This is a genomic window from Bacteroides timonensis, assembly GCF_000513195.1.
Lineage (GTDB): Bacteria > Bacteroidota > Bacteroidia > Bacteroidales > Bacteroidaceae > Bacteroides > Bacteroides timonensis.
This window is the reverse complement of the sequence record NZ_CBVI010000049.1, coordinates 1-9,508: the sequence shown is the minus strand read 5'-3', so window position 1 is coordinate 9,508 and position 9,508 is coordinate 1. Positions and strand designations below refer to the sequence as shown.

Below are 9,508 nucleotides of genomic sequence, written 5' to 3'. Positions count from 1 at the left end.
CCCTTTATTCATTATAGTTATCAATTCCAGACTACTATCAATCCTTTGCCTGATGTACCGTCAGTTGTGGGAAAGGGAAACCGATACTCTCCTTATTGAATACAGAGTAGATGGTCTTGTTCATATCAAAATAAACTCCCCAATAATCCTCACTCTTCACCCAGGCACGGATAATCACGTTCACGCTACTGGCATCCAGTGCATGAAGGGCAACAAAAGGAGCCGGATCACTGAGAATCCGCTTGTCTTCAGCAATGATACGACGGGTAGTTTCTTCCACCTTATCAAAGTTTTCGCCATACTCCACACCGATTATCCATTCTACACGACGGGTAGCTTCGCGGCTGTAGTTAGTCACAGTACCACTACTCAACGCACCATTCGGGATATAAATAATCTTATTATCACCGGTAGTCAGAATCGTATGGAAAATCTGAATCTCACGAACCGTACCCGTAACTCCTTGGCTTTCAATCAAGTCACCTACTTTATAAGGACGGAGCAACAATACAATCAGGCCACCTGCAAAGTTCTGCAAGTTACCGGACAATGCCATACCGATAGCCACACCGGCGGATGCCAGCAAGGCAGCAAATGAAGTCGTTTCTACTCCCAATTTACCGATAACGGCAATAATTAATAAGATAGTCAGCAAAATGTTCACTAGACTCTTTACGAAACTTTGGATACTGGCATCCACATGTCGTTTAGCCAACAATCGGGCTACCATTTTATTAAGGAAAGATATCAGGAAACGTCCTACAATGAAAATCAGCACAGCGCCAATGATATGACCACCTGCATTTACTCCCCAGTCTATCAGTTGTTGGAGAAAGACTTGCAATTTACTAAAACTATCTTCCACAACAGTTTCGGCAGCAGGAGCCGCCGCTTGTAATAATAATAACATAATATTTGTTCGTTTGAAGTTAATAATTATACTTTCCCGGCAGGACTAAGAAATACCCACCGGCCCACAAAATTAACAAATATTTCCGGTTATCGTTCACTCGATTTGCGTGTTTCACCGAAAACACTTAATTTTGCCCCCGATTTCAACTAAGGGGTGCCCTAATATGACGGGCTGAGATCATACCCATTGACCTGATCCGGGTAGTGCCGGCGGAGGGAAAAGAAGAAAAGCTCCCCTTTTCTGTATTCATCTTTAATAGTTAAAATTGTAATGAGAAAACATGCAATGGCGGCCTGCCTGTTGATGGCAACGCTGAGTGTCTGTGCGCAGACGCATGAGAAAGACAGCTTGCGGGTGATAAGCCTGCAGGAAGTAGAAATTATCTCTACCCGTGCCACGGGAACCACACCTGTGGCGTTTACCAATGTCAGTAAAGAACAACTTAAGAAGCAGAATTTCGGGCAAGATATTCCCTATCTGTTGTCATTTACTCCGTCAGTACTGACAACGAGCGATGCAGGTGCAGGTATCGGTTACACAAGCATCCGGGTACGCGGAACAGATGCTACACGCATCAACGTAACCACTAATGGTATACCCATGAACGATGCGGAAAGTCATTCTATCTTTTGGGTAAATACTCCCGATCTTGCCTCTTCACTTCAGGACTTGCAGATTCAACGGGGAGCGGGAACTTCCACTAATGGCGCGGGAGCATTCGGAGCCAGTATCAATATGAAAACACAAGGCATTCTGCCCACACCGTATGCGGAGTTCTCCGGTTCTTACGGCTCATTCAATACGCATAAGGAAACTGTGAAAGTAGGGACGGGGCTCATTAACGGACGCTGGGGATTCGATGCACGTTTATCTAATATCCACAGTGACGGCTACCGTGACCGCGCTAGTGCTGACTTGAAGTCTTACTTTGTACAAGGCGGATATTATGGAGACAAGACCACTATTAAATTCATCACCTTCGGAGGAAAAGAAGAGACCTATCATGCTTGGGATGGTCTGGATAAGGAAACACTGGAAAACGACCGCAAATATAATCCCAATGGCGCTATAGAAGATGATAAGGGAAATGTAATCGGATTTTATGATAACCAGATAGATTATTATCGCCAGACGCATTATCAATTATTATTAAATCAGATATTGTCTCCTTCGTGGAAATTGAACATAGCGCTACACTATACAGACGGCTACGGTTATTATGAGGAATATAAGAATAAGCGTACGTTGGTAGAATATGGCTTGGTACCCTTTGAAACAAACGGTACTACCATAGAGAAATCAGACCTTGTACGCCGTAAATTGGTAGACAGCCGTTTCGGTGGTGGAGTATTCTCTTTCGATTATAAAGGGGACAAATTGGATGCATCCATCGGCGGTGGTCTGAATTATTACAAAAACACCCATAACGGTAAGGTGGTATGGGTAAAGAATTATCTGGGTGAACTGAATCCTAACCATGAATATTATCGCAATATCGGACGAAAAACGGATGGCAACATCTACGCTAAGATAAATTATGAAATACTGGATGGAGTTAACTTCTATGCCGATATGCAATATCGTTATCTGCGCTATAAGATAAACGGCAATAATGACAAATGGGACTGGACAGCTGATCCGGCACATCTGCAACCACTGAATATTGACGAAGATTTCAGTTTTTTCAACCCTAAAGCCGGTATCTTCTGGAAGATAAACAATAATAATAATCTTTATGCCTCTTTCAGTGTGGCAAATAAGGAACCGACACGTAATAACTATACTGATAACTTATTTGCTGCACAGCCCAAATCAGAGCGGATGTTCGATTACGAAGTGGGATACACTTTCCGTAAAGGTTGGTTCAATGCAGGCGTCAACCTGTACTACATGGATTATAAGAATCAATTGGTACTGAACGGGCAATTGAATGAAATTGGCGAAGCAGTAGCGGAGAACGTGAAGGACAGTTATCGTATGGGTATTGAGCTGATGGCAGGTGCACGCATCACAAACTGGCTGCGCTGGGATGTAAACGCAACATGGAGCCGTAACCGCATCAAGAATTACACGGAATATCTAAGTGATGTGAATGAGGACTGGAAAGATATGTATAGTGAAAGCTGGGGTATCTCTCAGACAACCCGATATATTGGCACTACTCCCATCTCATTTTCACCGGACTTTATGGCAAATAATCTCATTTCTTTGGATTATAAAGGTTTTAATGCATCTTTGCAAACGCAATATGTCAGCAAGCAATATTTAAACAATGCTCATCAAGAGGACTGTACACTGGATGCTTATTGTGTGAGCAACCTGAATCTCGGATATACTTTCAAACTGAAAGGATTGAAATCTGTTAATGTAGGCGTGACGATTTATAACCTGTTTGACGAAACATACGAAAGCAATGGTTATGCATCGGGAAGTGCTGTATACGAAGGTCATGGAAAGAATCAGATAAAGGACAAAGACAGTAAACTGCTCTATACTTCCAATTACGCAGCCTACTATCCTAATGCAGGTATCAATGCGCTGGCACATATCACATTGAGTTTTTAAAGCATGGAACAAACTCTTGAAATTATCGGAACCATCATCGGGCTTGTCTACCTCTGGTTAGAATACCGGGCGAGTATCTATCTTTGGATAGCGGGCATCATCATGCCCGCTATCTACATTTTCGTCTATTACGATGCTGGACTGTATGCTGACTTCGGAATAAATATCTATTATCTGGGGGCAGCCGTCTACGGTTGGATGATGTGGAAATACGGCAGTTTTGTAAGACGGAAACTGCATCTGCATATCAAAGAAGGGCAGCAGGAACTCCCCATTACCCGTATGCCGATGAAATATTACCTGCTCCTCGGCATTGTATTCGCCGTTACTTTTGTCTGTATTGCCTGGATACTCATTCGTTTCACCAACAGTAATGTGCCCTGGCTTGATTCTTTCACCACCGCCCTCAGTATCGTAGGCATGTGGATGCTGGCACGTAAATATGTAGAGCAATGGTGGGCATGGATTGTGGTAGACATTGTCAGTGCAGGACTCTATGTTTACAAAGACCTCGATTTCACGGCAGGACTGTATGCTCTTTATACAATAATCGCTATCTTTGGCTACTTCAAATGGAAGAGGATGATGGAAAAAGTGGTAGAGTGATAAGGTGATAAAAGAAACAATGATGAAAGAAAATAATAATAAGAATTCAGTGGAACTCTGTGTTCTCTGTGGTGAACCGGAAGCAGTAATTTTAGCCAATGGTGATTATCCGACCCATCCCAGACCTTTGCAAATACTGGCAAACGCTCCTTATATTGTTTGTTGTGATGGCGGTGCAGATGCTTATATAGATCGCGGCAACGTACCTGATGTTATTATCGGTGACGGAGATTCCCTGAGTGAAGAAAACCACCGGAAATATCACCATATTCTTCATTACATCTCCGACCAGGAAACCAACGACCAGACTAAAGCCGTAAACTTCCTTTTATCACAAGGTAAAAAAAACATCGCTATCGTAGGAGCCACAGGCAAACGGGAAGACCATACTTTAGGAAATATCAGCCTGCTCATTGATTATATGCGTACCGGAGCTCATGTCCGCATGCTGACCGATTATGGTATTTTCATTCCTTGCCATGATACCTGTTCTTTCCCCTGCCAACCGGGTCAACAGATTTCAATCATAAACTTTGGTGCCCATAACCTGCGAGGTGAAGGCTTGGTATATCCTCTCAGTGACTTCACCAACTGGTGGCAAGGTACACTGAACGAAAGCACGGAAACAGAATTCACCATTCATGCAGAAGGGGAGTACTTATTAGTGATAAACTATTAGTTCATCTTCTCCTCTCCGCTACCTCCACAAAATACACACTCAGACATATCATTCCGATAGCCACCCCCTGTTCCCAGGTAAAGCGGTCTTGCCCCACGATATAAGAAACGACCGTCGTCACAATCAGTATCAGATAGCCATACATGGCCACTACGGTTGTCTTCAGATATTTCAATCCGATGGGCATCAACCAATAACTAAGGTAAGTAGGGAAAATAAGAATGAATGCCAGAATCACCCACGGCATCCAGTGCCAGGTTCCATGTGCTGCGTCGGCGAACAACGGCGCGTCCCAGCCCAGGATAGTAGATATCACCAGACCGGACAGCGCCGCGCCCCCAAACACATATTTCATTACGGTCACCAAGCCGATCTCTTCCAGTAATTTCTTACTCAGAATCAGATAAATGGCAAAGAACACCGAACTGAGCAGGCACAACATATTACCTGTAAAGGCATCATGTGCCAAGTCATCACTGCCTTGAGTCAATATACACAGCAATGCACCACCGAAACCGAGGGAAATACCGATAATTTTCATCAGTGTAGCCCGCTCGTGCAGAAAGAGAACGGAGATAAGAAATACCCAGATAGGTTGCAGGGAATTGAATATGGCACTACTGACAGGCGTCGTCTTACTGATACCTAACAGATAGCAAAACATAAAACCATACATGCCGAATGCCCCCAGGCAAAGTAACCCGATACGTTGCCGCCGTGTGATAGGTGCTTCTTTCACAAAACAGCCTGTGATCCAAAACGCCACGGCAGCAAAAGTACAACGCACCGTGACGCCCGTCAATGCACCCATCCACACGGGCAGCAGGTATTTCAGGGCATTCATATTCAATCCCGCAAATATTCGCGAGACTACCAAACTTAAATTGGCTTCCAGTTTCTTATCTTTCATTCGGATATCGCAATTTTGGTTTCAAGGCAGAGAACGCAGGGAGAAGAAAATTGTTCAACGTGCATGGATATTCCAAAACTATTCGTATCTTTAGGATGTTCTATGAAAAACAAAAAAGGATAGCCCCATGAAAAGTAAAGAAAAAGACACACTGCGTACCGAAACCCAAGATGAACCTAAGAGCAAAGAACAAGTGCTCACATTCTCTCATCAACTGCGCCGGGAGATTGAAACTGCCTGCTGCCAATTGGATAACCGCGAAGGACAAAATAACTTAACAATAAATAAGGAGGTAGCAGAATGGCTAAGCAAGTAATATGGTCGCTCGTCGCCAAGAAGCAGTTGAAGGAGGCATTCCAGATACTAAAACTAAAGAATGGGAATAATGAGGTCGGTGAAGTGCTCTATGTACAATTGCAGAACATACTGCACCGCATTAGTATGAATCCGTTCATCGGGCAAACAACGGAAATAGAGAACATACGCTACATCATTCCTCACCCGGGATATACACTTTTCTATCGACACAGCCTCAAGAAGATAGAAGTTGTTGTACTATGGGACAACCGACTAAAGATGGGAGAACTGAAGGTAGTTCCCAAGAAGGAATAGAAATAACCTTATAAAAAAGGGAGTGCACCAGTTCTGATGTACTCCCTTTCATCAATTACAAACTCATCATCACATATTCATCGCATTGACACCCAAAGCGCCTAATACAGCCGAAGCCACTGCTATAACAATTTTCAAAATCTTATCCCAAACCGTCTTTTTCATGTCATTTTGTGTTTTAATAATCAACCAAGGGGATTTTCATCAAGTCCTCCGCCACCACCGGGATTTCCTCCTCCGTTGTCATCCGGATCTTCTCCATCACCGGCAGCGCCATTCACACCTGTCCACTTCTCAAATTCAACACCCTGCCACAATGCACGAGTGGTGCCCAAAGCCGCCGGACGTGTATATTCGGGAGTAAACATGAAGTGCAGGGATGTCACCTGATTCGGATTCACATCTTTTTCATGGTCCACTCCTTTGCCGCGCGTCCGCGCAATCACCGTAAATGTCCCCAAACCATCCAGGCGGACAGTGCGGCTATTCAACAGCTGCATCCGCATTACCGACATCAGGTTTCTGATCACATTGTGCACATCACCCGGTGTTGCCGAACACTTCTCAGCCACCATCTCTCCCAACTGTTGCAAACTTACAGCCCTACCTATCTTCTTTAGTGTCAGGTGCCATTGCTTAACCCCATCTTTTGTTTTCAACTGCGATTGTCTCGCATAATACAATAAAGGCATAATCTTCCTCCTTTTACATTTTAATTCAACTTCGTTTTTATTTATTCTTGTGTTGATCAACGATGCAAAGGTGAGGATATATCCACACATAAACAAAGAAAACAGCCCACTGGGAGCTGTTTTCCACCATAGGATTATAATCAACTGATTCTAAACGGGTTGATGTAGCGCAAAGTACTTCTTCATAAAACATATATAAACTATACCAAGCAAAAGGACCACACATAGTAAAAATACATAGCCATAACTCTGACAACTGATATACCCCATTATGATAACCGCTTGCACTACCATATAAATCAACGCCACCACCACATGCGGTATCTTCAATTCATTCGCCATCAACTGATACATGTGTTTACGATGGGGTAAACCGATGTTCTCATGAAGCATCAGGCGATGAATGATAGTCAGGACACTATCGACACCATAAACGGATAACAGGATTATCCAACTGAAATCTCCGGTCATCAGAATTAGCTTACCTATCAAGAAAAGAAGAATAAAAGCGATACTAACCGAACCGACATCACCGGCAAAGCACTTAGCTTTCTTGCGGAAATTGAAAAAGCAAAACACCAGAACAGAGCATAAAACAGTATTAATCAAAGCAGGCTCAACAAACGACGTAATTTCAACATTGATATAAGCCAAAGCAACTAAAACAACCAAGGAATAACCGCCGGTGATTCCATTGATGCCATCCATGAAATTATAAGCGTTAATAATACCAGTACAAATAATTAATGCAACGATTATCCACCACCAGGAAAGCGAAAATAAGCCCCATTGATAAAACATTAAAGCCATAGCAGTAAAGTGAAACACCAGCCTCAGATCTTGAGAAGTAGAACGGATATCATCCACAAAGCTGATGAATGTTATCAAAGTCAATGCCACTATAAACCAAGGATATTCCCAATGATTCGTCAGGAAATAAGCCAATGCACCGAAATAGAAGATAATCCCGCCGCCACGCAAAGTGACTTTCGTATGTGAACTACGCTCATTAGGCTTATCAATGATATTGCACTTATCAGCCAGCTTAAAATAAAAAAGTTCCGCTAAAAATAGCAGAACTAATATAACCAGGTAATACATAACAGTACTTTCCCCTTTAGTTTTGAATTATTTATTTTTAATCAGAAAACGATCTTATCGTTTTCATAATCCCCTCAGCCGCACAAACAGGCATTCTCTCTATACCAAGGGCAGACTTTATCTTTTCATTACTCACCACATAATTCTCCGTCAACTTCCGGAGGCGTTCAGTATTCAAGGGCAGATGGAGCAATGTCCCTAAACCCGCACAACCTTCCATCATCTTCCTGTTCATCTTCCAGATATGAGGTTCCTTACCCATAGCTTCACACATAAGGGCAATCAACTCATTCGTAGAAAGAGCTTCATCATCTCCCATATGGTAAATGCCACTTGCAATATCCTTTGTAAGCAGTCCCTCCACCACATAGCAAAGGTTATCAATCGAAGTAAACGAACGCTTATTCTCAAAATCACCCAAAGGCCAGGGAATGCCTTTCTTCACAACGTTATAAAGCAAATTCAGATTACCCTTATTACCCGGACCGTGAATCATACAAGGCCTTAAGATATACACCCGCTTATCACGCTGCACAGCAACTCTCAACTCTCCATTTTCAACTCTCAACTTATCCAAGATGTAATTCTCGGCAGCTATCTTACTCTCACCGTATGGTCCCACCGGGGTAGGTATCACATCCTCTCTCAACATATCCCCCACTACACTATCAGCAGCAGCTTTCACAGAGCTAAAGAATATGAATTTCTTTGCTTTTGATTCTAAAAAGAAATCGAAAATCTTCCGTGTCAATCCCGTATTGATATCAAAATATACCTGTGCAGCAGATTGATTCTTTGTATCATGGGCTTTACCGGCCAGATGAATGATGGCATCAAACTGGGGCAATTGTTGAATCGGAAAAGCAGTAGATTCAATATCTTTCCAAGAGAAAGTTTTCTTAACTCCTTCTTTCTCAGGTGCAATAATATCAAGTCCATAAAGGGAATGGTGCTCCTTTAAAGACATAACAAGATTGGAACCCACGAAACCGTGAATTCCGGTAATAAGTATGTTCATGAAAAAATCAATCTATAGGATAAAGATTATTCTTAACCAAATCATAAAAAGCGGCAACTAACTCATCTCGTAGAGAATTGTTTCTGTTTAGGTAAATGGATACATATAATTGATAATCATCAGTTGTTGTCGCGGCGTCATATTTTATTATACCCCCATCATTATATTTCAAAAACCATCTAGAAAATAGAATCTTTCTTTTTTCTTCTTTCCCATCTAAGTTATCGCAAACCATAATCATAGCTCTTTCTCTAACAGAAAAGAAAAATTTTAGAAGATGTGCTATCGTTTGAGCTATTCGATTATCTATAGGATGAGGGTTATCTGTTTCCGGCTCTATGTTAAAAGTATAAACATCATTGAAAGCTGGATGATAAATAGAGAAATCTATAAAATAAGCATGGTAAACAGT

Annotated in this window: 12 protein-coding genes and 1 riboswitch; of the genes, 5 read left to right on the top strand and 7 right to left on the bottom strand. The window is 42.3% G+C overall.

What is annotated here, in order from left to right; genetic code table 11:
* Positions 1 to 37: 37 nt before the first annotated feature.
* Positions 38 to 910 (bottom strand): mechanosensitive ion channel family protein, encoded by an 873-nt coding sequence (locus tag BN161_RS10815; RefSeq protein ID WP_044265917.1) that lies wholly within the window; start codon positions 908 to 910, stop codon positions 38 to 40.
* A 142-nt stretch (positions 911 to 1,052) separates the two neighbouring features.
* Positions 1,053 to 1,149: riboswitch (TPP riboswitch) on the top strand.
* A gap of 34 nt (positions 1,150 to 1,183) precedes the next feature.
* On the opposite strand from BN161_RS10815, the gene BN161_RS10810 reads away from it, so the two are divergent.
* Genes BN161_RS10810 through BN161_RS10800 form a run of 3 tightly spaced genes read left to right on the top strand, consistent with a single transcriptional unit; the run spans position 1,184 to position 4,763 of the window.
* Positions 1,184 to 3,478, top strand: coding sequence for a TonB-dependent receptor (locus BN161_RS10810; protein WP_044265914.1), 2,295 nt, complete (start codon positions 1,184 to 1,186; stop codon positions 3,476 to 3,478).
* Positions 3,479 to 3,481: 3 nt separating this feature from the next.
* On the top strand, positions 3,482 to 4,084 hold the full coding sequence (pnuC, locus tag BN161_RS10805; RefSeq protein ID WP_044265911.1) for a nicotinamide riboside transporter PnuC: 603 nt from the start codon (positions 3,482 to 3,484) through the stop codon (positions 4,082 to 4,084).
* 22 nt (positions 4,085 to 4,106) lie between these two features.
* Positions 4,107 to 4,763, top strand: a complete 657-nt coding sequence (locus BN161_RS10800) for a thiamine diphosphokinase (protein ID WP_044265920.1) — start codon at positions 4,107 to 4,109, stop codon at positions 4,761 to 4,763.
* A 1-nt stretch (position 4,764) separates the two neighbouring features.
* Here the strand turns inward: BN161_RS10800 and BN161_RS10795 are convergent, their stop codons facing one another.
* The gene (locus tag BN161_RS10795) at positions 4,765 to 5,673 is read right to left on the bottom strand and encodes a DMT family transporter (protein ID WP_044265908.1); all 909 of its coding nucleotides are present in this window, start codon (positions 5,671 to 5,673) and stop codon (positions 4,765 to 4,767) included.
* 127 nt (positions 5,674 to 5,800) lie between these two features.
* Here BN161_RS10795 and BN161_RS10790 point away from each other — a divergent pair, with 127 nt between their 5' ends.
* Together BN161_RS10790 and BN161_RS10785 are read left to right on the top strand one after the other, a co-directional pair.
* Positions 5,801 to 5,989 carry a hypothetical protein gene (locus BN161_RS10790; protein ID WP_044265905.1) on the top strand — a complete coding sequence of 63 codons (189 nt, stop codon included), beginning with the start codon at positions 5,801 to 5,803 and terminating at the stop codon, positions 5,987 to 5,989.
* Positions 5,974 to 6,285, top strand: coding sequence for a type II toxin-antitoxin system RelE/ParE family toxin (locus BN161_RS10785; RefSeq protein ID WP_044265902.1), 312 nt, complete (start codon positions 5,974 to 5,976; stop codon positions 6,283 to 6,285). The genes BN161_RS10790 and BN161_RS10785 overlap by 16 nt, the downstream gene beginning before the upstream one ends.
* A 69-nt stretch (positions 6,286 to 6,354) precedes the next feature.
* On the opposite strand, the gene BN161_RS29790 is transcribed toward BN161_RS10785, so the two are convergent.
* From BN161_RS29790 to BN161_RS10765, 5 genes are all read right to left on the bottom strand, one after another.
* Entirely contained in the window at positions 6,355 to 6,450 is a 96-nt protein-coding gene (locus tag BN161_RS29790) for a smalltalk protein (RefSeq protein ID WP_167332516.1), read from the bottom strand.
* Positions 6,451 to 6,470: 20 nt separating this feature from the next.
* Complete coding sequence (locus tag BN161_RS10780) at positions 6,471 to 6,977, bottom strand: HU family DNA-binding protein (protein WP_044265899.1); 507 nt, start codon at positions 6,975 to 6,977, stop codon at positions 6,471 to 6,473.
* Positions 6,978 to 7,127: 150 nt separating this feature from the next.
* The gene (locus BN161_RS10775; protein WP_044265896.1) at positions 7,128 to 8,078 is read right to left on the bottom strand and encodes an MraY family glycosyltransferase; all 951 of its coding nucleotides are present in this window, start codon (positions 8,076 to 8,078) and stop codon (positions 7,128 to 7,130) included.
* Positions 8,079 to 8,115: 37 nt separating this feature from the next.
* Complete coding sequence (locus tag BN161_RS10770; protein ID WP_044265893.1) at positions 8,116 to 9,096, bottom strand: NAD-dependent epimerase/dehydratase family protein; 981 nt, start codon at positions 9,094 to 9,096, stop codon at positions 8,116 to 8,118.
* 7 nt (positions 9,097 to 9,103) lie between these two features.
* Positions 9,104 to 9,508: DUF6169 family protein (locus BN161_RS10765; protein WP_044265890.1), on the bottom strand; the 405-nt coding region annotated here is incomplete at its 5' end.

What these genes read in the sequence shown, in the direction of transcription:
- BN161_RS10775 (WP_044265896.1), bottom strand. Translation starts at nt 8,078, where the DNA reads ATGTATTACCTGGTTATATTAGTTCTGCTATTTTTAGCGGAACTTTTT.
- BN161_RS10770 (WP_044265893.1), bottom strand. Translation starts at nt 9,096, where the DNA reads ATGAACATACTTATTACCGGAATTCACGGTTTCGTGGGTTCCAATCTT.
- BN161_RS10780 (WP_044265899.1), bottom strand. Translation starts at nt 6,977, where the DNA reads ATGCCTTTATTGTATTATGCGAGACAATCGCAGTTGAAAACAAAAGAT.
- BN161_RS10815 (WP_044265917.1), bottom strand. Translation starts at nt 910, where the DNA reads ATGTTATTATTATTACAAGCGGCGGCTCCTGCTGCCGAAACTGTTGTG.
- BN161_RS10795 (WP_044265908.1), bottom strand. Translation starts at nt 5,673, where the DNA reads ATGAAAGATAAGAAACTGGAAGCCAATTTAAGTTTGGTAGTCTCGCGA.
- BN161_RS29790 (WP_167332516.1), bottom strand. Translation starts at nt 6,450, where the DNA reads ATGAAAAAGACGGTTTGGGATAAGATTTTGAAAATTGTTATAGCAGTG.
- BN161_RS10790 (WP_044265905.1), top strand. Translation starts at nt 5,801, where the DNA reads ATGAAAAGTAAAGAAAAAGACACACTGCGTACCGAAACCCAAGATGAA.
- BN161_RS10800 (WP_044265920.1), top strand. Translation starts at nt 4,107, where the DNA reads ATGAAAGAAAATAATAATAAGAATTCAGTGGAACTCTGTGTTCTCTGT.
- BN161_RS10810 (WP_044265914.1), top strand. Translation starts at nt 1,184, where the DNA reads ATGAGAAAACATGCAATGGCGGCCTGCCTGTTGATGGCAACGCTGAGT.
- pnuC (WP_044265911.1), top strand. Translation starts at nt 3,482, where the DNA reads ATGGAACAAACTCTTGAAATTATCGGAACCATCATCGGGCTTGTCTAC.
- BN161_RS10785 (WP_044265902.1), top strand. Translation starts at nt 5,974, where the DNA reads ATGGCTAAGCAAGTAATATGGTCGCTCGTCGCCAAGAAGCAGTTGAAG.